We start from the raw sequence: 24135 nt of genomic DNA, 5'->3' as shown, positions 1-24135 counted from the left end.
CACCGCGCTACCGCACCGTGAACAACAGAGCACCACAGATCGCTCGGGTATTCCGGTGCAGAGCGCGGTGAGACGGCTACTTGGCGTACAGGGCGCTGCTTGGCCAGGGTCCCTACTTGGCGTACATCAGGGTGCCGAAGCCGAGCTGGTCGTAGCCGCCGCTGTCGGAGCCGTAGTCACCTCCCCCGCCCTCGGGGGCGACGAGGTTGTAGTACATGGCGGAGATGTACTTGTCGTCGAGGCCGATCCGGCGGTTGTAGTGGAAGTGGAGCATCGCCCACACCGGCCGGATCTGGCCGCGCGACGCGGCGGAGACCACCGTCTGGGACGACTGGGCGCAGCTCTGCCCGGTGCCCCAGGTGTAGGTGGTGAAGGGCACGTCGCTGCCCGCGTTGTACTTGGCGACGTACTGGGCGGCCTTCATGAAGCGACGGCTGTCGTACGAGTAGAGGTCGTCGCCCTGGTTCCAGGCCATCTCGCAGATCGCGCCCATCTGGCCCATGCCCATGACGGTGTGGCCCTGGTCGCGACCCGACTCCTGCCACTGGCCGAGCGCGTAGCCGTCGGAGTCGGTGTACAGGTACGGCACGGCGTGCGCGATCGAGCCGTTGCCCGCCCCGGACTTGAAGTACGTGACGGCCTGGTCGTACTTGGCGCTGTCCTCGTTGAGGATCCCGATGGCCAGGATCGAGGCCATGTTGCACAGGTCCCAGTTGGCCCAGTAGTTGGTGATGCAGGCGTCGTTGTGGTTGGTCAGGAAGCTGTTGTTGAGCGGGTAGAAGACGTTGGCCAGCAGCTCCTGGGCGGCGGCCAGGTCGAAACCGCTGTAGTCCCGCATGAGTTCGCAGGCGTTGGCGAACTGCCAGCCGTACAGGCCGGCCGCGAGGAACCGGTCGGCGTTCCCGGTGACCGAGGTCAGCGTCGACGACCAGGCGTTGAGGATGTTCGCGGCACACACGGCGTTGGCCTCGGTGCCGCCGACCTTCCAGCGCAGCGCGTTCTGGTAGGCGGCGGCGATGTCGTTGTAGAGCAGGCTGTAGTTCTGTCCGGTGCCGCCGCGGATGATCGTGGCGGTGGCCCGGTTGGTCCAGGTGGACTGGGAGTGGGAGTTGGCGGTCAGCCGGTTCCAGCCGGACAGCCAGGGGTCGGTTCCCGCAGCGACCCTGACCTTGGCCCGGTTGATGTCGCCGGCATTGTGCAGCATGCCGGGGTGGGTGAAGGTCGCCGGAGCCGCGTGCGCGGCGGTGGCCACCGTGGTGCCGCCCAGGGCGAGGGCGGCGGTGAGGCCACCGGCGGTCCTCAGGAGACCGCGGCGGCTCAACTCGGTTGTGCGGAGGTGCTCGTGGGGGGATGTGCGGCTCATTCCTGTGCATCTCCAATCCATGACGGCTCAGGTGGGCGTGATGCTCACCTCGTCGAACTCGGCGGTGCAGCGGACGAGTTGACTGCGCGAGCAGACGACCAGTCCGACGTAGTAGGGGGCGTCACCGAAGCCGGGGATCACTCCGTCGGCGAGGGGGGTCCAGGTGACGCCGTCATCGGTGGACAGGGCTGCGCCGAAGGCGGTCCTGACGCGCTTCAGCCGCAGCAGGGCGGGGAGGGTGACGGGCGCGCCACCGGTGAAGGCGGAGGCTCCGGCCACGGTCCTGCGGAGCATGAGCTGAGCGGTGCTCCCGCCGGTGACGATCGCCCCCGCCGCCTGGTCGAACGGCGACAGCGACTTCGCCATGAGCAGCCCTACGCGGTCGGTGCTCACGCCACCGCGGGAGACGATCCGGGCGACGACCTCGCAGTCACCACTGACCGGCCGCCGCACGAACTGCCCTGTCATCCCCTGGCCGTTGGCGTTCAGATCGACTCCCGCGCCCCGCACGGTGAAGACCCCGCCGGCGTACGACGTGCTGCCCGGCGTGGTGATCGCGACCACGCCCAGCGTCCCGAAGGCACGGTCGTCGAGCACGGTGTCGCCGAGGTCGCCGTACGTCCACGGCGCGGGCGGCGCGGCACCGACGGTGAGGGCGAGGGTGCCGGAGCCGACACCGGCCGCGTTGCCCGCACCGGCAGTGACCGTGAACTCGCCCGTCCCGGTGGGCGTTCCGGAGATCAGGCCGGTACGGCGGTCGACGCGCAGCCCCTCGGGCAGGCCGTCCGCGGTGAAGCGCACGGGCTCGTGAGCGGCACGCAGCTGGTACCGGAAGGGCACGTCCTTGTTGGCGAAGAGCGTGGTGGCCGAGGTGAGCCGGGGAACCGTGGGCGTGGGCATCGCCGCCGCGGCGGACCGCGAACGCGGGCCGCGGCCGGCGGTGTTGGTCTTCACGACGACGTAGTGGTACGTCGAGCCGGGCGCCCCCGTCGCGTCCGCGTACCGGACACGGGTGCCGAAGCCGACCGCGCCGACACCGGTCACGATCGTGCGGTACGGGCCGTCGGCGCGGGCGGCCCGCAGCACCGTGAACCGGGCGGCGAGGTCGGGGTCGGTCCAGGCCAACTCGACGGCGTCGGCACCGGTTTCGGCCCGCAGGTCGGTAACGGTGCGGGCGGGGCGCGGCACGGACCACACCTCGCCGGACGCGGAGGTCACGCTGACGTTGTCGAAGGCTCCGGTGCCGGTCTCGGCGTACTCCGCGTCGACACCGAGGCAGGAGGTGAGGACCAGGCCGGCGTACGCCGTGCGTCCCAACTCGACCTCGGTGGAGCCGACTTGGGTCCAGCGGATGCCGTCCGGGGAGATCGCGCCGGTCAGTCGCCGGCCCCTGCGGGCGACCCGCACCCAGTAGGGCGCCCGCAACCGGTAGCCGTCGCCCGCGCCCTCGACGTACGGGGCTTCGAGCGGGGTGGCCGACTCGGGCAGCGTGCCGAGGTCGGAGATCGGGAAGGCGGCCGACGTCGTAATCGCCTGCTGCTGCGCGGGCGGCACGGACGTGCTGCCGGTCGCGGAGATCTCGGCGCCGGTAGCGGGCCGGGTGGAGAACACCCCGCTCCAGGTGTGCAGCGGCAGCCCCTGGATCAGCATGGCCGCGTGCGGCGCGCCGGCGTCCAGCGAGGCGCGGACGGTGACGCCGATCTTGGAGTACTGCGAGCTGAGCGGCCACACGATCCGCGCGGTGACCGTGCCGTCGCCGCGCAGTGGGAGGTGGGCGAGCCGGTAGGTGTCGGCGGTGCCGCTCGCCTCCAGGACGAAGCGCTCTCCGTCGAAGGCGGCGGAGCCGGGGATCCGTACGTCGCCGAGGTCTTGAGTGGACCAGGGTCCGGGGAGGCCGGCGATGGCGGAGACGGTGGGCGAATCACCGCTGCTGCCTTGGGAGTTGGTGGCGCGGACGGTGTAGAGGTACGTCCGTCCCCGCCGAACCCGGCGGTCGCGGTAGGTCGGCTGAACGACTCCGGTGGCGATCTTCTCGTAGGGGCCCTCGGGTCGGGTGGCGCGGCGGACGGTGTACGTGTCCGCCCAACTGGACGGCAGCCAGGCCACGGTGACGGAGTCGTCGGCTCCGGTCGCGGTGACGCCGGCCGGGGCGGTGGGCGCGGTCGGTGCCGGGGCGGTGGTGCCGGCGCAGGTGAAGGTGCGCCAGCTGGGCAGGTCGTCGTTGCTGCCCTCGACGACCCGGGCGCCGCCGGTGCCGCGGAAGACGGCGGCCCTGGTGTACGGGGCGTCGAGGCCGCGCACGCCGGCGAAGTGCGCGTACGCCATCTCGTAGATCGGCGGCAGGGTGCCGCGCGAGACGGCCGAGACGGACGTCTTGATGTACTTGCCGGTGCGGTCGAGATCGGGGGTGAAGGGGACGTCGCCGCCGAGGTTGTAGCGGGCGGCGTACTCGAAGTTGGCGAGGATGCGGTGGTCGTCGAGGGACCACAGGTCGACGCCCTGGTTCCAGGCGACCTGGGCGAGGTCGCCGGTCAGGCCGGCGGCGAGCTGTTCGTGGCCCTGGTCGCGGCCGGACTCCTGGCCCTGGCCGGCGTCGGTGACGATGCGGTGGAGCACACTGCCGTTGCCCGCGCCGGCCGCGGCGAAGCGCAGGGCGTCCTCGAAGAGGACCGGTTCCTCGCAGAACACGCCGATGGCCAGGATGGTCTGAAGGGCCGTCAGATCCCAGTTGCCGTTGGCGTAGAGCATGTAGCCGGACACCGCCGGATACCAGACGTCGAGGAACGACCGTTCGCAGCGGGCGATGTCCTCCGGCGCCCAGCCGTCATAGCCGGTGTGGCGCAGGAGTTCGGCCGCGTTGACGAACTTGAAGGCCTGGAGGCCCGCGCCGAGCGGTCCGTCGGCGCCGGTGACCGTCGTCAGGGACGCCGACCACGCGTTCAGGATGTCGCGGGCCTTGTCGGCATGGGTGCGCTCCCCTGTGGCGCACCACATCAGGGCGTTCTGGTAGGCGGCGGCCGAGTCGGCGACCGCCTGGTTCTGGTAGTTGGCGGGGCCGCGGCCCCACGAGGTGATCTGGCCCGTGTTCTGGACGACGTACGACGAGGAGGAGCGGGCGTGGGCCGCGAGCGCCAAGTAGCCGTCGTGGACCGGGGATTGTCTGTCGGCGACTGCCGCCTGCATCCGGGCGAGGTCGGCGGCGGTGTGCAGGAGGCCGGGGTGGGAGAAGGTCACCTCGGAGTCGCCGCCGGCCGCCACCGCCCGGCCGGGCACGAGCAGGCCGCTCGCGCCCGACGCCAGCAGCAGGGCGGCGGCCGTACCGCCGAGGAAGCCCCGGCGGCTCGGGGTGACGGGAGCGGGAACGGGCACGGGAGTCGGGACGGTCATGACGCGGCGGCCGCCTCGGCCTCGGCGGTCGTGAGGAACTTCAGGTTCGTCACGTGCTCGTTGGAGAACCACTGGACCGAGTCGGTGGTGTAGTACCAGGTCGGCTTCTTCATCGAGTCGGCGACCACCAGCCCGTTGATCACCAGGTTCTCGAAGGTGACGTTCTTGATCGCGTGGTCGGCGTCGTAGCCGAGGAGGAGGGACGGGTTGGCACGGGTGCCGGTGTAGGTGAGGTTCTTGACGTAGACGCCGTCGATCCCGCGTCCGACCGAGGTGTTGTACTTCGTGTTGTACATGACCTTCATGTAGATGACCTGGCCCCAGCGGAAGTCCTCGATCCGTACGTCCTCGATCCGCACGTTCTTGATGAGGTTGGAGTCGCCGGGGTTGAGGGCGATGCAGCCCTGGTAGTTCATCTGGGGTTCGCGGTGGTCGAGGACGTCGATGTTCTTGATGACGAGGTTCTCGATCGTCTCGGGCGCGTCGGAGTTGCCGTGCGTGCCGACGTTGATCGGGTGGGCGACATCGGCCCACAGGGTGCAGTTCTTGACGGTGATGTCGCGGGTGTCGCCGTAGTAGTCCCAGCGGTGGCAGTAGATGGCGATGCAGTCGTCGGAGTTGCGCATGAAGCAGCCGTCGAAGGTGATCCCGGTCGAGGAGAAGACGTCGAAACCGTCGCCGTTGCCCTTCGAACTGAACGCGCGCGCCTTGGTGATACGGACGTGCTTGCTCTCGGCGAACGTGCCCGCGTAACCGGCCGGGTTGAGGATGATCACGTCCTCGACGCGGATGTTCTTACTGCCCTCGCAGAGGATCGCGCCGCCGGGGTTGTTGTACAGCACGCCGCGTCCGGTGAGGCGGGCCCGCTCGACGTCCTTGAAGTAGACCTGGGCGGTGAGCACCGCGCCGCCCGCGAGGTACACGGTCTTGCCGCTGGGGACGGTCAGGACGTTGCCGGTGACGGTGTGCACGCCGGGTCCGAAGTAGATGACGTCCGGGTCGTCGGCCGAAGGGGCGTGCTTCTCAAGGGGGTTGGTGATGACGTGCAGGCAGTCGAAGATCTCGTCGTTGATCTGTACGACGATGTCGCGCGGCTCGTCGAGGGTGAACCGCAGGGTGTCGCCGAGGAGTTCGGGCGTGATGCCGAGCGCGTCCGGTCTCACCCGGGCCTTGGTGGTGCCGCCCTTGAGGTAGGTGACCTCCAGCTCCACGGAACCGCGGAAGTCGAAGTACACCATCGAGGAGTTGTAGACCTTGCCGGAGCCGGTGGTGGCGTTGATCTCCTCCAGCTGCGGCCGCCAGATGTCGAGCGTCTGCCACTCGCCGTCGGGGGCGGTGCGGGCCCGCACCTTGAAGGAGGTGTTGGTCGGCATGGTGGCCGGGCGGGGGTAAGTGACCAGCTTCGGACGGGGGTTGTGGCCGTGGTCGCCGGCCTGGGCCGGCGTGGCCGGCAGACCGCCCGCCAGACCGGCGGCGAGGGTGGTGGCGCCGACCGCCTGGAGGGCGGTACGACGGGACAGGGGCGTGTTCATCTGCGACTCCTTGCGAGGTGGTGCGGAAGGGGCTGCCAAAGGGGTTACGAGAGGGGCTACTTGAGGCCGGTCGTCGACATGCCGGCCACGAAGCCGCGCTGGGCGACGAGGAAGATGAGCAGGACGGGCACGACGTACATCACCGAGCCCGCGGCCAGCAGGTTGTTCACGGGCAGGCCGCCCGGAGTGACGTACGAGGTCATGAGGGCGACGGAGAGCGTGGTGCGGTCGTTGGAGAGCAGGAGCATCGGCGCGATGAAGTCGCCCCAGCTCCAGGTGAAGGCGATCACGAAGCTCGCGGCCAGGACCGGCCAGGACTGCGGCAGGAAGATCCGCCAGAAGATCCCCGCGTACCCGCAGCCGTCGACGATCGCCGCCTCCTCCAGCTCCCTGGGCATCCCGGCGAAGAACTGCCGGAACAGGAAGACGAGATAGGGGGCGCCGGCCAGGCCCCACAGCACCCAGGGCCAGTACGTGTCGACCATGCCGAGCTTGGCGAAGATGAGGTAGGTCGGGAACAGCGTGATCATCTGCGGCAGCATCATCGAGCCGAGGAGCACCCCGAACAGGGCTTTCTTTCCAGGGGCGTTGAGGCGCGCGAAGCCGAAGCCGACCCAGGCGGAGCTGAGGGTGACCAGGGTGGCGTAGATCAGGGCGATGATGAGGGAGTTGCGGGCGTAGCCCAAGAAGTCGATCTGGGTGAAGGCGTCGGCGAAGTTGTGCCACTGGATCCGGTCGGGCAGCCAGTGCACCGGGGAGGCGGCCAGTTCGGGGGTCGTCTTGAGGCCGGTGACGATCAGCCAGCCGAAGGGGCCGAGCATCAGACCGGTGATCACGACGAGGACGGTGTAGAGGACGAGGCGGTTCACGCGGATACGGACGCCGGCGGCTTCCGCGGACTTCGCGTCCGTGGGCTTCGCATCCGTGGGCTTCGGGGACGCACCCTTCGGGGACAGGCTCGTCGACGTCACTTCTTCGCCTCCGGATCGACGTTGTAGAACACCACTCCGGACGTGGCCCTGAAGACGATCCCGGTGACGACGAGGATCAGGACGAAGAGCACCCACAGGAGCGCGGAGGCGTAGCCGTAGCGGCCCATCGCGAAGTACTGGGCGAACACGTGCATCATGTACATGTAGTTGGTCTGCGGGATCCCCGTGACTCCGGCGGGAGTCGAGATGGGCGCGATCAGCAGCGGCATGATCGTCTGCACCGACGCGATCATCCCGGTCACGGCCTGGAACAACAGCACCGGCGAGAGCAGCGGAACGGTGATGCTGCGGAAGGTCCGCCACGCGCTCGCGCCGTCGATCCGGGCCGCCTCGTGGAGTTCACGGGGTACGTCCTGGAGGCCGGCCAGCGAGATGATCATGACGTTCCCGGCGCCCCACAGCACCGCCATCAGGATCACGTAGCGGGCGTACGGGTCGTCGAGCCAGGCGAGGGCGTCGATGCCGAAGACGTGCAGGACACCGTTGGCGGCACCCGAGTCCCGGTTGAAGAGCTGCTTGAAGATCAGCCCCGCGCCGACCGGCGGCACCACGGCCGGCAGATAGAGCAGCGTGCGGAACAGACCGCGCGCCTTGATGGGGCGGTTGACCAGGACCGCGAGGGCGAGTCCCGCGACGATCGACAGCGGTACGGAGGTGAGCGCGAACACCCCGGCCCGGCCCAGGGAGTCCCAGGTCACCGGATCGGACAGCAGCTCGCGGTAGTTGCCGAGGCCGACGTAGCGCCAGCGCGGCGAGATGCCGTCGAAGGTGGTGAAGCTCAGCCAGAGCGCGTACGCCATCGGACCGACGGTCAGCAGCGCGAACCCGATGATCCAGGGCGAGGTGAACAGGTAGAACGCCCGGCGCCTGCGGGCCGTCATGGAGGTGCGGGGCAGGTGGGTGGAGTGGCCCGCGCCGGTGCGGGTGGGGGTGGTGTGGGCGGAGGTGGTGCGTCCGGTGCCGGGGGGCGCGGCGGTTCGGGGCCGCCGTACGGCTTCGGGGATCTGTTCGGCTGTCATCCCACCTGCTCCTTACCGCGCTTCAGCTGCTCGTTGACGACCGAGGTGAGGCGTCCGGCGAGGGTGTCGACGGAGATCCGGCCGTTCATCGCGGCCGGAATGACCTGGTTGATGAGAGCCTCCAGCGCGTCCCACTTGATGTACGGGGTGAACGGAGTCACCGAGAAGTGCTTCGACTCGGCCTGCTGCACCTCGATGACGCGCTGCTGGTAGTCCTCCTTGTGCGGCATCAGCGGCTGGAGCGACTTCAGGCTCGGGATCCCCCAACCGCCCTCGGCGCGCGCCCTGGCCGGTCCCTCGCCGAAGAACCACTCGAAGACCCGCCAGGCCGCGTCCTTGTTGCGTGCCTTCTTCGGCATCCACATGCCGGTGGCCCCCTGACAGGAACTGAGCCGTGGGCCGCCCTCGAAGACGGGCGCGGGTGCGAGGCGGGACACCTCGGCCAGCTTCGGCTCGGCGTTGATCATGCCGCCCAGCCAGTAGCCGCTGCCGGACATGGCCATCCGGTTCGCGACATAGGTGGGGCCGTCCCAGCCGTCCGGGTTGGGCTGGACAAGGCTCGGTCCGACCCTGGCCCTGGCGTAGTCGACGTACCAGGCAAGGGCCTTGCGGGCCTCGGGGGTGGTGAAGTCGACGCGGCCGAAGTCGGCGGAGAAGAGGCTGCCGCCGGCGGCGGCCGTGAGGTTGGTGAAGAGGATGCCGAGACCCAGCCCGTTGTAACTGCCGCCGTAGACGGTGGTCTGGCCGTTCTTGACCTGGGTGAGCCGCTTGGCGTTCTCCAGCCAGGCCTCGTAGGTGGTCGGCTCGGTGTCGGGCGGGTGGTCGACGCCCGCCTTGTCGAAGAGCGCCGCGTTGTACCAGAACATCGCGTCCTGCGAGAAGTCCTTGGCCATGCCGTAGCGGGGGCCCTTGCCCTGGGTGTGGCCGTCGTAACGCCACAGGTCGTTGGCCGGGGCCAGGTCGTCCACCTTGAGGACGGTGGACTTCGCGAAGTACGGGTCGAGGTTCTCGGCCACGCCCCGAGCGGCGAAGTACGGCGTGTCGAGCGCGCCGCTGCCGCGCACCAGGTCCGGCGGGCTGCCGTTGGTGAGCATCGCGATCAGCCGGGTGATGTCGTCCTGCACCACGGTGATCCCGATGCCGAGTTCCTGCTGCGCCTGCTGGATCAACTCCGGGGCGATGTCGTCGAGTTTGGCCATCACGGTGACGCGCTCGCCGCCGCCGGTCGCGGCACCGGCCACGTGCAGGGCGCAGCCGCTCAACGCCACCGCGCCGACCGCGGCGCCCCCCGCCGACAGGGCGAGGAAGCGGCGGCGGCTGGGCGGAGCACCGGCCTGGGTGTGCATGAACCCTCCAAGTCTCTGCGCTGAGAAGTTTTCGGGAACCGGTTTCTACAGGCAGTGGAGGGAGCTTCCTTCCGGCCGCTGGGGCCGTCAAGAGGGATGACCAAGTTTCGAAAACTCTGGGGGTGCTGGGAGGTGGGGAACGCGGCCTCGCGTTCGCCGTGCATTCGGCAACCGGTTGGCCTTCGGTCGGAGTGATTGACCGGCCCTTCTCGGGAGACCTACGGTAGATCTACGGTAGAAGGCGCTTTCTGAAAATGTTTCCATCCCGTGCTCAGATCTCGTGGTCAGGAGAGTCATGCCCAACCCGCAGCCCAGGGCCGTGTTCGCGATGGATCCCGTGCATCTTCCCCTGCTCTTCCCGCCGCCGCTCATGGGTCGGCTGACGCACGCCTCCGATCTCGATCCCACGCTCGTGGTACGGGACTTCGCCGACCCGGCGGTGGCCGGCGCCCTCGCCGAGGCCGAGGTCCTGATCACCGGTTGGGGCTGTCCCCGCCTCGACGCCGACGTCCTGGCCGCCGCGCCCCGGCTGCGCACCGTCCTGCACGCCGCCGGCTCCGTCCGCTCGCTGGTCGGGGACGCGGTGTGGGAACGCGGGATCACCGTCTCCAGCGCGGTGACCGGCAACGCGCTGCCGGTCGCGGAGTACACGCTGGCGATGATCCTGCTCACCGGGAAGGACGCCTTCACCCACCGCGAGCGCTTCCGCGCCGAGCACCGGCACCCGTCGCATGCGGAGACCGCCGGCACGGGCAACGTCGGGCGCCGGGTCGGGGTCATCGGGGCGTCGCGGGTGGGACGGCGGCTGCTGGAGCTGTTGCGGCCGTTCGACTTCTCGGTGCTGCTGTACGACCCGTTTGTGACGGTCAGTCAGGCAGAGGTGCTCGGGGCCGAGTTGGTCGGGTTGGAGGAGTTGCTGCGGCGGAGTGACATCGTGTCGCTGCACGCGCCGGACATCCCGGAGACGTATCGGATGCTCGACGCGTCGCGGCTCGCGCTGATCCGGGACGGGGGTGTGCTGATCAATACGTCTCGGGGGGCGTTGGTCGATCCCGATGCACTGGTGGAGGAGTTGGTTTCCGGGCGGTTGCATGCGGTGCTCGATGTGACGGAGCCTGAGCCGCTGCCTGGGGAGTCGCCCTTGTACCGGCTGCCCAATGTCTTTCTCACGCCTCACATCGCCGGGTCCCTCGGGAACGAGCTGGAGCGACTCGGACTGATCGTGGTGGAGGAGTTGGAGCGGGTCGCGGAGGGGGTGGGGTTGGGGCATGAGGTGCGGTATGTGGACTTGGTCCGGGTGGCTTGAGTTGGGTGCGTTTGAGCTGGGTGCGTTTGGTTGGGGTGGCTTGGCTTGAAGTGGTTTGAGCAAGGGGTGGGTGAGCTGGATGACGGTGGGTGAACTGGGTTTGCGGGAACGGCATTTGGCGGTGACTTCTACATGTGCCGTGCACAATGTCTTGCTCGGTCGCCTCCGGGGCGCTCTATGCCGGTGTCGAGAGCCCGATCGTGCTCAGCGCTTCGCGCCTCCGCGCGTTCGGTCTCTCGACACCGGCACGCCCCTACGGCTCTCTCGCGGCCGGCGCGTTGGCACACGAGCCGTTGGTGGGCCCTTGCCGTCTGCCTGTGGTGGCTTGGGGGGACGGAGGTTTGGATGGGATACGGTTTCCGCGCCGGTGACTGATCTGTTCCGGTGGGGATGCAGTGAGTTCGAGGAGTCCTGGCCGTGAGTCAGCGCAAGGCTGCCGGTGATGTCGGGCGGGCCACCATCCGTGACGTGGCCGAGCGGGCCGGCGTCTCCGTCGCGAGCGTCTCCCGGGTGCTGTCCGGGAACTATCCGGTGTCGGAGGAGCTGCGGCGGCGGGTGATGAAGGTCGTAAAGGATCTCGACTACGTCACCAACGCGCATGCCCGGTCGCTGGCGGGCGGCGGGACCCCGACCGTCGCCATCCTCATCAACAACATCACCGGAGCCGCGTTCGCCCACGTGGCCAAGGGAGTTGAGGGCGCGGCGACGCTGAGGGGCTGGCTGTCGCTGGTGGGTACCACCGGGGACGACCCCGAGCGGGAGTTGGCGTTGGTCAACCTCATGCGGCAACAGGGCGTCGCAGCCGTGGTGTTGCTGGGCGGCGCCTACGACTACGACGAGTACCAGCTGCGCATGGCCCGGTTCGCACGGTCCCTGGATGCCGCGGGCTCGCATCTGGTGCTGGTGGGCCGGCCTCCGCTGGAGGGCGACGTGCCGGCCACGACCGTCGACTACGACAACGAGGGCGGCGCCTACGCCATGGCCAGCCATCTGTTGTCGGCCGGTCACCGGAAGGTGCTCGTGTTGCCGGGGCACGCCGAACTCACCACCGCGCAAGGGCGGTTGAGAGGCGCCCAGCGGGCCTTCGAGGCGTACGGGGTGCCTTTCGAGCCGGGCATGGTGCGGCACGGTCCCTACGACTACGAGCACGGGTACGAGGCCGTGGAGGAGAGCCTGGGGGCGGGACTGGAGTTCACCGCCGTGCTCGCCGGGACCGACGTCGTCGCCGCGGGTGCCATGCAGGCGCTGCGGGCGGCGGGGCTGCGGGTGCCGGAGGACGTCTCGATCGTCGGCTACGACGACATCCCGCTGGCCTCCCAGCTGACCCCTCAACTCACCACCGTGCACGTCCCGTACGAGGAGATGGGCCGGGTGGCCCTGCGCGCGGTGGCCGACCGGCGCGAGGGCGGCTCGGGGCGGCGCAAGGGAGGTGACGGCGACCATGTGGTGCTGGGCACCCATGTCGTCGTACGCAACTCGGTGCGGCCGCCGGCCGGCTAGGGCGGTCCGCGCTGAGCTTGTTCTTCCGCCGCTGGTGAGGGCGACGGCGGCGACATCGTCGGGCGGTCCGGGGCCGTCGGCGTCCAGGACCCGACGACAGCGTGCTCGGCAGGACGGCTGAGGGCGGCGCTCCGGTCGGGGGCATCCTGACGGGCCCCGAGGATGCAGGACGAGCAAACACTTCCACCACCCGGTCGTCGGTCCGCTCATCCTCAATTGCGAGTCCCTCACCACGCCCGCCGACCCGGACCAGCGGCTGAGTGTCTACACCGCCGCGGCAGACTCCGGCTCCGAAGAGGCTCTGCGGCTGCTGGACGCGTGGATCCGGCGGCCCGAGACCCCGCAGGGGCAGCAAAGGCAGCACGCGGATCACTAGCCCCTCCCCGCCGGTCCGAGAGGAGCGGACTGGCGCAGGGCCGCGCCAAGTTTCGGGAACCGGTTGCGCCATCGTTTCGTAACCGGTTTCCGCGTTCTACCAGCACATATCCCAACCTCAGCGAAGAAGTTCGCGCACACCTCTTGCTACGGGCCCGACTGCCCACCTACCTTCACGACAACCGCTTTCTACAACTTCCGCAGCGTCCCCCTTCCGCTGAGAACGCCCAATCCCCGAAGGATCACGGTCAGATGAACTTCACCAGCTCCCGGAGAAGGTTCGCCCACGCCGCCGTCGCCGGAATCGCGCTGACGGGTCTGCTCGCCGCCTGCGGCGGGTCGGACTCGGGGGGCGGCACCAAGTCGTCCGGTCCGGTCACCCTGCCCTTCTGGGGCTGGGCCAACGGTCAGGAGGCGGTGGTCAAGGCCTTCAACGCCGCCCACAAGGACGTCAAGCTCAAGTACACCAAGGTGACCGACCAGCTGACCATGCAGAAGCAGCTGACCAACGCCGTGAAGGCGGGCAACGCCCCCTGTCTCGTGCAGAACACCGCCGAGTACGTGACCAGTTGGGTCTCGCAGGGGGCGCTCGCCGACATCAGCCAGTACGTGGACGGCAGCAAGGGCAAGTTCAACGGCGGTGCCTGGGCCAGTGCTCAGGTGCAGGGCAAGTCGTATGGCGTGCCCACGAGTTCCTCCCCCAACTTCACCATCTACCGGACCGATCTCTTCAAGAAGTACGGGATCGACGCGCCGGCCACCTGGGACGACTTCATCGCCGCCGGCAAGGTGCTGAAGAAGCACGGGGTGAAGATCACCAACTTCGCCGGGGAGGACCCGAGTACGTTGGAGGTGCTCGCCATGCAGGCCGGCGCGCACTGGTACGCCATCGACGGCAACTCCTGGAAGGTGGATTTCCAGGACGCGGGAAGTCTCAAGGCCGCCAAGGTGATTCAGGAGATCATCGACGGTGATCTGAACTCCAAGCTGTCCTTCGCCGACTACGCCGCCGTGCAGCGCAACTACGACGAGGGCGGGACGGCGACCCGGCAGATCTCGACCTGGCAGATGGCCGGCATGGTGCAGAACTTCACCAAGTCCTTCGGGAAGTGGGCCCTTTCACCGTGGCCGACGTATGCCGGTGAGGCCGCCAAGACGCCCGCGGGGACCAACCTGACCGGCAGCGTGACGCTGGTTACCAAGCAGTGCAAGAACGTCCGGCAGGCCGCGGAGGCCGCGTTGTGGATGTCCACCGACGCCGGTGCCGTGAAGACGATGGCCTCCCCCACCACCGGCAACGGCGTGATGCCGGCGCTGGCCGACAGTCAGTCGTACGTGGGTGAGGCGGTCTCCGAGAAGCTGCTCGGGAGCAACTACCAGGCCGCGCAGAAGGTGGTGACCGAGAGCCTGGGGACCGTGACGACCGACTGGACCTTCGGGCCCGACTGGACCGCCATGTTCACCGAGATGCAGGCCGGTTGGGCCAAGGTCGTGAGCAAGGAGCAGAAGGTGACCGATCTGCTGGCGCACATGCAGGAGTGGACGGTCAAGGACCTGAAGTCCCGCGGCATCAGTGTCGAGGGTTAGAGGCTGAGGTCGATCGACGATGACTCGCTCACTGCGCTGGAAAGGCACCGCCTTCACGGTGCCCTTCCAGCTCGGCTTCGTCTTTCTGTATCTGCTCCCGATCGGGTATGCCGTCCATCAGTCGCTGTTCCGCGAGCAGCAGTCCGGGCTGGGGCTCGGGGGGTCGACCGAGAAGTTCGCCGGGTTCGACAACTACCGGCAGGGGCTGACCGATTCGGCGTTCATGGGGTCCGTGCTGCGGGTGGCGCTGTTCGCCTGTGTGCAGATCCCGGTGATGCTCGTCATCAGTCTGCTGCTCGCGCTGTTCCTGGACGCGCTCGCCTCCCGGGCCGCGAGCCGGTTCCGGATCGTGCTGCTGGTGCCGTACATGATCCCGGGTGTGGTCGCCGCGCTCGTGTGGATCAACCTGTACAGCCCGGCCGTCGGTCCGCTGACCCCGCTCGGCGAGGTGTTCGGCTTCGACTGGAACTTCTTCGCGCCCTCCATGGTGTGGCCGTCCATCGGCAACCTGCTGACCTGGCACGGCATCGGCTACAACATGGTCATCATCTACTCGGCGCTCCAGGGCGTCCCGCGTGAGCTGTTCGAGGCCGCCCGGCTGGACGGGGCCTCGGAGCCGCGGATCGCCCTCAGCATCAAGATCCCTTATGTGCGGGGCGCGTTGGTGCTCACCGGGATGCTCTCCGTCATCCAGATGCTGCAGATCTTCAACGAGCCCGCGCTGTTCCGGAACATCACCCCGCAGACGGTCAGCGACAGCTTCACGCCGATCATGATCATCTACAACCAGGCGTTCAACGCCGGCAACTACCACTACGCCGCCGCCCTGTCGGTCCTGCTGGCACTCATCCTCGGCATGGCCTCCTTCCTCTTCTACCGGCTCACTTCGAGGGAGGTCGACTGATGACGATCACCGAGGAACCGCGCGCGAAAGTACGGCAGTCGGGCAGGATCAGCACGCCGGACCGCGCTTCGCGCTCGCGGGGCGGGCAGCGGTTCCTGCTCGTCGGGCTGGTGCTGGCGAGTGTCTACAGCCTGTTCCCGGTGTGGTGGTTGATCGTCGCCTCGACGAAGGACCGTACGGGGCTCTATCAGAGCAACGGGCTGTGGTTCTCCGGGTGGCATCTGTGGGGAAATCTGCGGCAGTTGTTCACCTACGAGGACGGGATCTTCCTGCGCTGGACCGCCAACTCGTTCCTGTACGCCGGTGTCGGCTCCCTCGGCGGCACGCTACTCGCCCTCGCCACGGGGTACGGGCTCGCCCGCTTCCAGTTCCCGGGACGGAACCTGGTGTTCGCGTGCGTGGTGGGGTCGTTCCTGATCCCGATCGCCCTGCTGACGCTGCCGCTGTATCTGATGTTCTCGGAGATCGGGCTCGTCGACACCCCGTGGGCGATGCTGATCCCCTGTCTGATCAACCCGTTCAGCGTCTATCTCGCCAAGGTGTACACCGAGGCCACCATCCCCTTCGAGCTGCTGGAGGCCGCCCGGATCGACGGGGCCGGTGAGCTCAGGATCTTCTTCAGCATCGTGCTGCGGATGATGACGACGGGCGGGGCGACCGTCTTCCTGCTGGCCTTCGTCAACACCTGGAACGCCTTCTTCCTGCCGCTCACCGTGTTGCGCGGCGAGGAGAACTGGACGCTCAACCTGGGCCTGTACAACTGGTCCGGCAAACGCCTGGAGTCCGGCGTCGACCTCACCAGCCTGGTGCTGACCGGCGCGCTGCTCTCCATCGTCCCGATGGCGATCATGATGGTCGCCATGCGGCGGTACTGGCGCACCGGAGTCACCCTGGGAGCACTCAAGTGAGCCCTGAGGCGAGCCAGGAGCCACGTTCTCAAGTGACCTTGCTGCGCAACCCCGTTCTCCGCGGTTTCGCCCCCGATCCCTCCATGGTGCGGGTCGGTGACTGGTACTACGTGGCGAACAGTTCCTTCGAGTGGTTCCCGACCATCCCCGTCCACCGCTCCCGCGACCTCGCGCACTGGGAGTACGCCGGCCATGTGCGCGGCGCCGTACCCGGCGACTCGCTGGCCGGGGTACCCGACTCGGGCGGCATCTGGGCGCCCTCGCTGAGCTGGGACGGCGAGCGGTTCTGGGTGGTGTACGCGGTCGTGCGGTCGGTGGGGACGGCGTACTTCGACGCGGATGTGTACGTCAGCACGGCAGTTGAGGTGGATGGCGAGTGGAGCGCTCCCCGGCGGGTGGCCGGTCACGGCTTCGACCCCGCGCTCTTCCACGAGGACGGCCGGCTGTGGCTGCTCAATCTGCAGAACGACCACCGCCCGGGCGGACGGCGGTTCGCCGGCATCGTGGTGAGCGAGCTGGACCGCGAGACGCTGGCTCCGATCGGCGGTACGCATCTGCTGGTCCAGCACGAACGCCTCATCGAGGGACCCAAGTTGGTGCGCAGGGACAGGTGGTACCACCTGCTGCTCGCGGAAGGGGGTACGGGGTTCGAGCACGGCGTGCGGGTGGCGCGGAGCCGCTCGCTCACGGGTCCGTACACGCTCGACGACCGGCCGTTGCTGACCTCCCGGGACGATCCCTCGCTGCCGTTGCAGAAGGCGGGGCACGGAGAACTGGTCCAACTGCCGGGCGGGGACTGGGTGTTGAGCCATCTGACGGCTCGTCCGCTGGACACCGGTGGTGGGCCGCGCTGTCCGCTCGGGCGGGAGACCGCGGTCCAGGCGGTGGTGTGGGACGCGGAGGGGTGGCCCCGGCTTCGGCAGGGCGGCCATCATCCGGCGGTCGAGGTCGACGTACCGACGCCTCGCGCTTCTTCCGCACGCCCTGATGTGCCGACAGGCCTGCCTTTTGGCGAGTTGGGCTGGCCGTGGAGCTCCCCGCGCGGATATCCCGATCCGTCCTGGGCCGATGGCCACACCCGCCCCGGCTGGATCCGGCTGCGCGGTCGGCACGGGCCCGAGTCGCGGTGGGCGCAGAGTCTCCTTGCTCAGCGGATCACCGAGCATCGGGCGGAGGCCGAGGTCACCGTCGAGGCTCGGCCACGGACGTTCACGCAGGCCGCGGGGCTGCTGCTCTTCTACGGCACCGAGGCCCATGTGAGCCTCGATGTGACGTGGGCGGAGCCGGAAGGCGAGGAGCAGCACGGGCAGCAGTGGCAGGGCAGGGGTCGTACCGTTCTCCGTCTCGTCGAGCGCGAGGAGTCCGCCACCCGGCAGGCTGCCGTGGTCGACATCGGCGCGGACGTGCACGGGCCGCTCACTCTCGGGGTGACGGTGGACGGCGTGGACGCGCGCTTCTGGTACGCCGTCGGGGGCAGCGCGCGCACGGCAGTTGAGGGCGAGGCGGGCACTCGCGTCGAGCGCGCGGCGCGTACCCCCGTGGGACCCGTGCTCGACTTCAGCAAGCTCTCCGACGACCACGGGACCAAGCTGCGCTTCACGGGCGCGATGGTCGGCATCCACGCCGTGGACCTCGTCGACGCCGCGTTCACCGCCGACTTCACCGGGTTTCGGCTCAACTGTCGGTAGCCACCCTGTTCGAAGTTTCGAAAGTCAGGGACGTTCCAAGCCTGCGAAGTCCAACCTCTTCCCGGTGCGTTGCGGTGAACCTAGGGTAGGAAGCGCTTACCGCTTCGTCGCTGGTCGAAATTTTCGCTGGCCCTCGGGCGGGCCGGAGAGGTGGTTCCCGATGGTCCGTACGGGGAATGCGAGCGTGGCCGCCGGGCCGACGCTGGCGGTCGTGGCCCGTGAGGCGGGGGTGTCCGTGCCGACCGCGTCCAAGGTCGTCAACGGGCGGGAGGACGTGGCGCCCGAGACGCGCCGCCGCGTGACGGAGGCGCTCGACCGGCTCGGTTACGTACGCAGACCCCGCTTCGACACGTCGAAGGTGCCCGGTCTGGTCGACCTCGTGGTCCACGCGCTCGACACCTCCTGGTCGGGGGCCGTGCTGCACGGCGTGGAGGCGGCGGCGCACGACGCGGGCCTGGAGGTGGTGGTCTCGGCGGCGCTGAACCGGACCCGCACCGGGCATCCGGAGCGCGGCTGGCTGGACAAGCTGGTCGTGCGCGGTTCGTCCGGGGTGCTGTTCAACCTGGCCGAGCTGACTCCGGCGCAGTACTCCTGGCTGGAGCAGCGCCGGATCCCGTACGTGCTGATCGACCCGGTGCTCGAACCGCCGCCGGGCGTGGTGTCGGTGGGGGCGGCCAACTGGCAGGGCGGGGTCACCGCCACCGAGCATCTGATGGCCCTCGGCCACGAGCGGATCGCGGTCGTCGCGGGCCATCAGCACAAGATGTGCAGCAGCGCGCGGGTGGCCGGCTACCGTTCGGCGCTCGCGGCGGCCGGGGTGCGCCACCGTCCCGAGTACGTCCGGCACGCCGGCTTCGACGAGAGCGCGGCCCGGCGGCGGATGCTGGACCTGCTCGATCTGCGCGAGCCGCCGACGGCGGTGTTCGTGTGCTCGGACCGGATGGCGCTGGGTGTCTACGAGGCCCTGGCGGAACGGGGGTTGAGCGTGCCCGACGACGTCAGCGTGGTCGGTTTCGACGATCTGCCCGAGTCCCGCTGGATCGCCCCGGCCCTGACCACGGTCCGCCAGCCGCTGGCCGAGATGGCGGCGACGGCCCTGCGGCTGCTGGTCCGCATGATGGAGGGCGAGCGCCCGGAGAGCACGCGTACGGAGTTGTCGACGCGGCTGGTGGAACGGAGCAGTACGGCACGCCCGCGGGCGTGACTCGTCGCCGACTTCCGCCGACACCTGTCACGTCGGCACGCTCTTTACCCTCTTCCCGGCTTCCGTGCCGGGTTCCTGTCCAACCTCGGCGGAAGTTGCGTCGGTTCGGGTGTCCGCGCCCGGCGGACTCGACACAATGCGTTCATGTCCGATGACTGGCAGCAACAGATCGACGCGCTCCACGAGGAGTTGATCCGTCGTGACGACCCCGCCGCCTGGGTGCGCGAGGCCGACGCGATGGAGGGTGCCCGGCGCTATCCCCGACTCGCCCTGCGGGGACCGGTGTTCGGGATCGCCGCCCAGGATCCGGCGGTGGGGCCCCGGTGGCGGGTGCTGAAGCCGGTCGTGGACCGGGTGCCGCAGATGGCGCGGGACGGGTTGCAGTCGTACCTGTTCTTCACCGCGAAGGACGACACCGACGACCGGGCCGTACGGCGTGAACTGCTGGCGGGTGTCGCCGTGTTGGAGCGCGAGCGGGTGGACGAGGTGTCGGCGTGCGGGGTGCACTACCGCGTCGTGCGCGGCGACGAGTTCGCGCGGATCGGGGACGGCGGCCCGGAGCCGCCCCGGCCCACCGATCCCGAGCCGACGATCCGGCTGTGGGACCGGCAGGCACGCGACCACAAACTCCGGGACATCGGCTTCACCATCGACCCCGGGCTCGCCGAGGGCCCGTCCGCGGGGGCGATCCAACTCGGGCTGCGCGCCTTCACGTACACCGGTGCCCACTTCCCCGTCGAGGTCCGCACGGACTCCGAGAAGTCCGTCGCCACCCATCCGGAGCCGGTCCTGCTCCCCACCGGTTTCGGCGTGGTCGAGCGGGTCGAGCCCGAGGGCGGCTGGCGACCGCTCGGCGTCCTGGCACCGACCCCGCACGCGGCCCGCCGGATGCTGTACGACGGCCTGGCCGAGATGTGGGCGCTGCTGTTCGGCCTCGACGACCGGACCAAGGCCAGGTACGCGGCGGCGGCCCAGGAGTTCCGCGCTCTCGGGCGTGCGGACGAGTTCCGCGTCGACGACCGTCTCTTCCGGATCTGCCGGGTGGAGCGCATCCTGCGCACCGGCCCGAACGGCCCGGAGTCCCCGCGCCCTTCGGACGTGGACGCGTACGGCCCCATGAAGCTGCACCCCAGGATGTCGGAGGACGGCACGCTCACGCACGGGGACTGATCGGGCGGTGGGACGAGAACGGCCCAGCGAGCAACCTCCCCAGGCCTCACCCTCCCTGCCACACAGGTGTTCCATTCAGGCCACCGCGCCCCGTAGCCTCTGCTGCGATGAACGCCATTCCCGCGCGACTGGACCATCTCGTCCTCGCGACCCCCGATCTGGCCGCGACGGTCGCCGACTTCACGCGGCGCACCGGTGTGGCGCCCGCGCCCGGCGGTGTCCATGTCGGCTTCGGCACCCGCAACTACCTCGTGTCGCTGGGCGGCCGCAGCTATCTGGAGATCATCGGACCCGACCCGGAACAGCCGGAGCCGAGCGGTCCCCGCCCCTTCGACGTCGACGAGCTGGCCACCGCACGGACGGTGACCTGGGCGGTCAGCCCGCCCGACCTCGACGCGGCGGTCGCGGGTGCCCGTGCGCGGGGCTACGATCCCGGGCGCATCCACCCGATGAGCCGGCGCCGGCCCGACGGCACCCTTCTGGAGTGGCGGCTGACCGACGGAGACACCGCGCATCCGTCCGGGCTTGTGCCGTTCCTCATCGACTGGCAGGCCTCTGACCACCCGACGGCGTCCGCTCTGCCCGCCACTCCCCTGCTGGCCCTGTCCGCGACGGCGCCCGACCCCGACGAGATCCGGCCGCTGCTGGCCGCGGTGGAGGCCGAACTCGCCCTGTCCGAGGGGCCGTTCGGTCTCTCGTTCACCGTGGACACACCTCGGGGGCCGGTCACCTTCTGAGGGCGGCGGCGAGGGTCGGGCCCGCGTGTCCGATTCCTTCAAGACCCGGCGGGCGCGGCCTGCCTACGGTGCTCGCATGACTCCACAATTCTCCGTGATCGGCCTCGTCGTCTCCGACCTGACCGCCTCGCTCGCCTTCTACCGTCGGCTCGGGCTCGTCTTCCCGGACGGGGTCGAGGAGTTGCCCCATGTCGAGGCCGAACTGCCCGGTGGGCTGAAGCTGGCCCTGGACACCGAGGAGACCATCCGTTCGTTCCACGCCGGGTGGCAGGCGCCGGTCGGCGGTGGGCGGGTCGCGCTCGCCTTCCGGTGTGCGGCGCCCGCCGAAGTCGACTCGGTGTACGAGGAGTTGGTGGGTGCCGGGTACCACGGGGAGCTCAAGCCGTGGGACGCGGTCTGGGGGCAGCGGTACGCGACGGTGCACGACCCGGACGGAAACGGCGTCGACCTGTTCGCGCCCCTGCCCCAGTAGCCCGCCCGCGCGCCGCTACCGCAGCAGCTCGCCCAGCGGCAGTCCGGCCAACTCCTTGACGTCCCGCGCCAGATGGGCCTGGTCGGCGAAGCCGGCCGCGGCCGCGGTGTCCGCGAACGGCATGCCCCGGCGGGCCAGCCGCAGGGCGCGTTGCAGCCGCAGGACCCGGGCCAGCGTCTTGGGGCCGTAGCCGAAGGCGGACCGGGCTCGTCGGTGCAACTGGCGGGGGCCCAGGCCGAGTTCGTCGGCGGCGGCGGCGACGGGGCGGCCCGCGTCGAGTGCCGTCACCAGGTGGCCGAGGAGCGGGTCGGGGGCGTCGGCGTCCGCCGCCAGGCGCAGGGCCGCCTCGTCGAGTCCGTGCGCCGGGTCGGGGGCCGCGTTCACGCGTGCGGTGAGCCGGTGTGCGCGGGCGGCCTGCCACAGTTCCGTGAGCTCCACGCGCCGGTCGCGCAGTTCGTGCGCGGGCACGCCCAGGAGCACGGGCGCGGTGCCGGGGTAGAAGCGGACGCCCGCCCAGGGGCTGGGGGCGCCCTCGGTGACGTATCCACGGGTGTCGGGTCCTGCGACCAGCAGTCGCCCCTCGTGCCACAGCAGATCCATGCAGCCGTCGGGCAGCACCCGTCCCGGTGCGGCCGGGGACGGCGTGTTCGTCCACACGACCGCGCCGGTCAGCCGGGACGCATGTTCCGTGTACACGTGAATCAGGCTACGCCCGGCGCCAAGGGCGGGCGCCGACGTTCCGTTCCGGGCGTCAGGAGCCCGCGCCGATCAGCGGGGCGTCCTCCGCGGCGCGGGCCCGGTGTTCCTGGGGGCTGACGCCGTAGACCCGTTTGAAGGCGCTGGACAGGGCGAAGGCGCTGCCGTAGCCGACCTGGCGGGCGATGCTGTCGAGGGTGGCGTCGGAGGCGCGCAGGCGGTCGGCGGCCAGGGCCAGGCGCCAGCCGGTCAGGTAGGTCATCGGGGGCTCGCCCACCAGCTCGGAGAAGCGGCGGGCCAGGGCCGCGCGGGAGACACCGGCCTTGGCGGCGAGGGACGCGACCGTCCACGGGTGGGCGGGGTCGTCCTGGAGGAGGCGCAGGACGCGGCCGACCACGGGGTCCGCGAGGGCCTGGTACCAGGCGGGTGCCGCGGCCTCCGGGCGGGAGAACCAGGCCCTGAGCGAGGCGATGACCAACAGGTCGAGGAGGCGGTCCAGGACGACCTCCTGGCCGGGCTCGTCCCGGCCGATCTCCTCCATGAGGAGCGTGGTGAGCGGGCACTCCCAGACGTCGCCGGTGAGGGAGAGCAGCGGCGGCAGCGCGTCCAGCAGACGGCCGCTGATCTCGCCCTGCATCAGGTACGTACCGATCAGCATGACGGTGGAACCGCCGAGCCGGTCGCCCCAGGTGCGCACTCCGAGGTCCATGGAGCCCTGGAGGGGGCGGCCGTCGGGGTAGGAGCACTCCGCGCCCGGCAGGATCAGCGCCTGCGGGAGCGTGGCGGGGTCGTCGGCGCAGGTGTACGGGTCCGGGCCGCGGGCGATGGCGAGGTCGCCGGCGTGCAGCCGCAGCGGAGGTCCGGTGTCCGGGGTGATCCAGGCGTCACCGCGCACCATCAGCATCACGGTGAGCGGGGAGCGGTCCTCGACCCGGATCGCCCAGGGCGGGTCGAAGCACGCACGGATCATGAAGGCGCCACGCGCGCGTGGGCCCTCCAAAAGGCCTGCGAGTGCGTCCATGAAGTCAGCGTAGACGCGCGATTATGGGAATGAGCCGTTCAGCGATGGTTCCTTGTGAAGTGCGGCAGTTGACTGGCCGCATGACAGACAACACGCAGAGCGAGCAGGGTATGACGGTCGTGGTGACGGGGGCCTCCGGGCGGACCGGGAGCCGGGTGGCGCAGGCCGCGGAGGCGGCGGGTCTGACGGTGCGGGCGGCGTCGCGTGCGCAGGGTTTCGACTGGCAGGACCGGTCGACGTGGGCCGCCACGCTGCGCGGCGCGGACGCGGCCTATCTGGCCTATCCGTCGGATGTGGGATCGCCGGACGCGGCCCGGGACGTGGGGCTGTTGGCGCGCGAGGCGGTGGAACTGGGCGTACGGCGGCTGGTGTTGCTGTCGGCGCGCGGCGAGGACCAGGCGCGGCCCACCGAGGCGGGGCTGAAGGAGTCCGGCGCGGACTGGACGGTCGTGCGGGCCGCGTGGTTCGCGCAGAACTTCAGCGAGGGGCCGTTGGTCGAAGAGCTGCGCCGGAGCGGGGAGTTGGTGTTCCCCGGCGGTGCGGTGCGGGAGCCGTTCATCGACGTGCGGGACATCGCGGACGTGGTGGTGGCCGTGCTGACGGCGGGCGAGCGGTACGTGGGGAAGGAGGTCGAGATCTCGGGGCCGCGGCTGCTGACCTTCGGGGACGGGGTCGCGGAGATCGCGCGGGCGACGGGGCGTGAGCTGACGTACCGGGCGGTGTCGCCGCGCGAGTACGGGGCGCGCCTGGCCGGGTTCGGGGTGCCGGAGCCGGAGGCGGAGTTCCTGGTGGAGGTGTTCGGGACGCTGCTGGACGGCCGCAACTCCCGTCTGTCGAACGGCGTCCAGGAGATCCTCGGGCGCGAGCCGCGCGACTTCGCGGACTTCGCCCGGGAGGCCGCGGCGGCCGGTACCTGGAAGGCCTGAGC

General features: G+C 69.9%; 19 protein-coding genes and 1 pseudogene. 12 read left to right on the top strand and 8 right to left on the bottom strand.

The genetic code is table 11. The annotated features are described in order from the left end of the window. Window positions 1-112: 112 nt before the first annotated feature. From ACIP6U_RS16305 to ACIP6U_RS16280, 6 genes are read right to left on the bottom strand one after another with little or no spacing between them, the layout of a single operon-like run. A complete protein-coding gene (locus ACIP6U_RS16305) occupies window positions 113-1363 on the bottom strand; it encodes an alginate lyase family protein (RefSeq protein WP_401717435.1) in 1251 nt (416 codons plus the stop codon). Between the two features lie 27 nt (window positions 1364-1390). After that, entirely contained in the window at window positions 1391-4750 is a 3360-nt protein-coding gene (locus ACIP6U_RS16300) for an alginate lyase family protein (protein WP_401717432.1), read from the bottom strand. Beyond that, the gene (locus ACIP6U_RS16295) at window positions 4747-6282 is read right to left on the bottom strand and encodes a glycosyl hydrolase family 28 protein (protein WP_401717429.1); all 1536 of its coding nucleotides are present in this window, start codon (window positions 6280-6282) and stop codon (window positions 4747-4749) included. Before ACIP6U_RS16295 ends, ACIP6U_RS16300 begins: the two co-directional genes overlap by 4 nt. 56 nt (window positions 6283-6338) lie before the next feature. Next, the gene (locus ACIP6U_RS16290) at window positions 6339-7253 is read right to left on the bottom strand and encodes a carbohydrate ABC transporter permease (protein WP_401717426.1); all 915 of its coding nucleotides are present in this window, start codon (window positions 7251-7253) and stop codon (window positions 6339-6341) included. Continuing rightward, window positions 7250-8293 carry a carbohydrate ABC transporter permease gene (locus ACIP6U_RS16285; RefSeq protein ID WP_401717423.1) on the bottom strand — a complete coding sequence of 348 codons (1044 nt, stop codon included), beginning with the start codon at window positions 8291-8293 and terminating at the stop codon, window positions 7250-7252. The genes ACIP6U_RS16290 and ACIP6U_RS16285 overlap by 4 nt, the downstream gene beginning before the upstream one ends. After that, window positions 8290-9639 carry an extracellular solute-binding protein gene (locus ACIP6U_RS16280; RefSeq protein ID WP_401717420.1) on the bottom strand — a complete coding sequence of 450 codons (1350 nt, stop codon included), beginning with the start codon at window positions 9637-9639 and terminating at the stop codon, window positions 8290-8292. The genes ACIP6U_RS16285 and ACIP6U_RS16280 overlap by 4 nt, the downstream gene beginning before the upstream one ends. Before the next feature lie 295 nt (window positions 9640-9934). Here ACIP6U_RS16280 and ACIP6U_RS16275 point away from each other — a divergent pair, with 295 nt between their 5' ends. The 11 genes and pseudogenes from ACIP6U_RS16275 (at window position 9935) to ACIP6U_RS16225 (ending at window position 21490) form a co-directional block, all read left to right on the top strand. Next, window positions 9935-10945: a hydroxyacid dehydrogenase gene (locus ACIP6U_RS16275; RefSeq protein WP_401717418.1), complete on the top strand. Its 1011-nt coding sequence runs from the start codon at window positions 9935-9937 to the stop codon at window positions 10943-10945. 417 nt (window positions 10946-11362) lie between these two features. Next, window positions 11363-12445, top strand: a complete 1083-nt coding sequence (locus tag ACIP6U_RS16270; protein ID WP_401717415.1) for a LacI family DNA-binding transcriptional regulator — start codon at window positions 11363-11365, stop codon at window positions 12443-12445. Window positions 12446-12620: 175 nt separating this feature from the next. Continuing rightward, window positions 12621-12821, top strand: a pseudogene (locus ACIP6U_RS16265) (transcriptional regulator); the annotation flags it as partial. Between the two features lie 251 nt (window positions 12822-13072). Beyond that, window positions 13073-14407: an ABC transporter substrate-binding protein gene (locus ACIP6U_RS16260; protein ID WP_401717412.1), complete on the top strand. Its 1335-nt coding sequence runs from the start codon at window positions 13073-13075 to the stop codon at window positions 14405-14407. Between the two features lie 19 nt (window positions 14408-14426). Further along, the gene (locus ACIP6U_RS16255; protein WP_401717409.1) at window positions 14427-15311 is read left to right on the top strand and encodes a carbohydrate ABC transporter permease; all 885 of its coding nucleotides are present in this window, start codon (window positions 14427-14429) and stop codon (window positions 15309-15311) included. Next, window positions 15311-16219 carry a carbohydrate ABC transporter permease gene (locus tag ACIP6U_RS16250; protein ID WP_401717407.1) on the top strand — a complete coding sequence of 303 codons (909 nt, stop codon included), beginning with the start codon at window positions 15311-15313 and terminating at the stop codon, window positions 16217-16219. The genes ACIP6U_RS16255 and ACIP6U_RS16250 overlap by 1 nt, the downstream gene beginning before the upstream one ends. 32 nt (window positions 16220-16251) lie before the next feature. Beyond that, complete coding sequence (locus tag ACIP6U_RS16245) at window positions 16252-17907, top strand: family 43 glycosylhydrolase (protein ID WP_401717404.1); 1656 nt, start codon at window positions 16252-16254, stop codon at window positions 17905-17907. A 184-nt stretch (window positions 17908-18091) separates the two neighbouring features. Then, on the top strand, window positions 18092-19111 hold the full coding sequence (locus ACIP6U_RS16240) for a LacI family DNA-binding transcriptional regulator (protein ID WP_401718516.1): 1020 nt from the start codon (window positions 18092-18094) through the stop codon (window positions 19109-19111). 144 nt (window positions 19112-19255) lie between these two features. After that, window positions 19256-20281 (top strand): DUF5954 family protein, encoded by a 1026-nt coding sequence (locus tag ACIP6U_RS16235; protein ID WP_401717402.1) that lies wholly within the window; start codon window positions 19256-19258, stop codon window positions 20279-20281. A 107-nt stretch (window positions 20282-20388) separates the two neighbouring features. Beyond that, a complete protein-coding gene (locus ACIP6U_RS16230) occupies window positions 20389-21018 on the top strand; it encodes a VOC family protein (RefSeq protein WP_401717398.1) in 630 nt (209 codons plus the stop codon). 76 nt (window positions 21019-21094) lie between these two features. Then, window positions 21095-21490 (top strand): VOC family protein, encoded by a 396-nt coding sequence (locus ACIP6U_RS16225; protein WP_401717396.1) that lies wholly within the window; start codon window positions 21095-21097, stop codon window positions 21488-21490. A 15-nt stretch (window positions 21491-21505) separates the two neighbouring features. Here the strand turns inward: ACIP6U_RS16225 and ACIP6U_RS16220 are convergent, their stop codons facing one another. Both ACIP6U_RS16220 and ACIP6U_RS16215 read right to left on the bottom strand, forming a co-directional pair. Continuing rightward, on the bottom strand, window positions 21506-22186 hold the full coding sequence (locus tag ACIP6U_RS16220) for a helix-turn-helix domain-containing protein (RefSeq protein WP_401717393.1): 681 nt from the start codon (window positions 22184-22186) through the stop codon (window positions 21506-21508). A 55-nt stretch (window positions 22187-22241) separates the two neighbouring features. Continuing rightward, a complete protein-coding gene (locus ACIP6U_RS16215) occupies window positions 22242-23207 on the bottom strand; it encodes a cupin domain-containing protein (RefSeq protein ID WP_401717390.1) in 966 nt (321 codons plus the stop codon). Window positions 23208-23287: 80 nt separating this feature from the next. Here ACIP6U_RS16215 and ACIP6U_RS16210 point away from each other — a divergent pair, with 80 nt between their 5' ends. Further along, complete coding sequence (locus ACIP6U_RS16210; protein WP_401717387.1) at window positions 23288-24133, top strand: NAD(P)H-binding protein; 846 nt, start codon at window positions 23288-23290, stop codon at window positions 24131-24133. Window positions 24134-24135 lie beyond the last annotated feature (2 nt).

Origin of the sequence: Streptomyces sp. NPDC088794 (assembly GCF_044750545.1) — a bacterium.
Taxonomy (GTDB): Bacteria; Actinomycetota; Actinomycetes; order Streptomycetales; family Streptomycetaceae; genus Streptomyces.
Note: the sequence above shows the minus strand (reverse complement) of the source record. Positions and strands in the feature narration are given on the sequence as shown.

Excerpts from the sequence above, each read along its gene's own strand:
- ACIP6U_RS16285 (WP_401717423.1), bottom strand. The coding sequence starts at position 8,293 with ATGACAGCCGAACAGATCCCCGAAGCCGTACGGCGGCCCCGAACCGCC.
- ACIP6U_RS16235 (WP_401717402.1), top strand. The coding sequence starts at position 19,256 with ATGTCCGATGACTGGCAGCAACAGATCGACGCGCTCCACGAGGAGTTG.
- ACIP6U_RS16210 (WP_401717387.1), top strand. The coding sequence starts at position 23,288 with ATGACAGACAACACGCAGAGCGAGCAGGGTATGACGGTCGTGGTGACG.
- ACIP6U_RS16225 (WP_401717396.1), top strand. The coding sequence starts at position 21,095 with ATGACTCCACAATTCTCCGTGATCGGCCTCGTCGTCTCCGACCTGACC.
- ACIP6U_RS16295 (WP_401717429.1), bottom strand. The coding sequence starts at position 6,282 with ATGAACACGCCCCTGTCCCGTCGTACCGCCCTCCAGGCGGTCGGCGCC.
- ACIP6U_RS16215 (WP_401717390.1), bottom strand. The coding sequence starts at position 23,207 with ATGGACGCACTCGCAGGCCTTTTGGAGGGCCCACGCGCGCGTGGCGCC.
- ACIP6U_RS16260 (WP_401717412.1), top strand. The coding sequence starts at position 13,073 with ATGAACTTCACCAGCTCCCGGAGAAGGTTCGCCCACGCCGCCGTCGCC.
- ACIP6U_RS16305 (WP_401717435.1), bottom strand. The coding sequence starts at position 1,363 with ATGAGCCGCACATCCCCCCACGAGCACCTCCGCACAACCGAGTTGAGC.
- ACIP6U_RS16280 (WP_401717420.1), bottom strand. The coding sequence starts at position 9,639 with ATGCACACCCAGGCCGGTGCTCCGCCCAGCCGCCGCCGCTTCCTCGCC.
- ACIP6U_RS16300 (WP_401717432.1), bottom strand. The coding sequence starts at position 4,750 with ATGACCGTCCCGACTCCCGTGCCCGTTCCCGCTCCCGTCACCCCGAGC.
- ACIP6U_RS16230 (WP_401717398.1), top strand. The coding sequence starts at position 20,389 with ATGAACGCCATTCCCGCGCGACTGGACCATCTCGTCCTCGCGACCCCC.
- ACIP6U_RS16250 (WP_401717407.1), top strand. The coding sequence starts at position 15,311 with ATGACGATCACCGAGGAACCGCGCGCGAAAGTACGGCAGTCGGGCAGG.
- ACIP6U_RS16255 (WP_401717409.1), top strand. The coding sequence starts at position 14,427 with ATGACTCGCTCACTGCGCTGGAAAGGCACCGCCTTCACGGTGCCCTTC.
- ACIP6U_RS16275 (WP_401717418.1), top strand. The coding sequence starts at position 9,935 with ATGCCCAACCCGCAGCCCAGGGCCGTGTTCGCGATGGATCCCGTGCAT.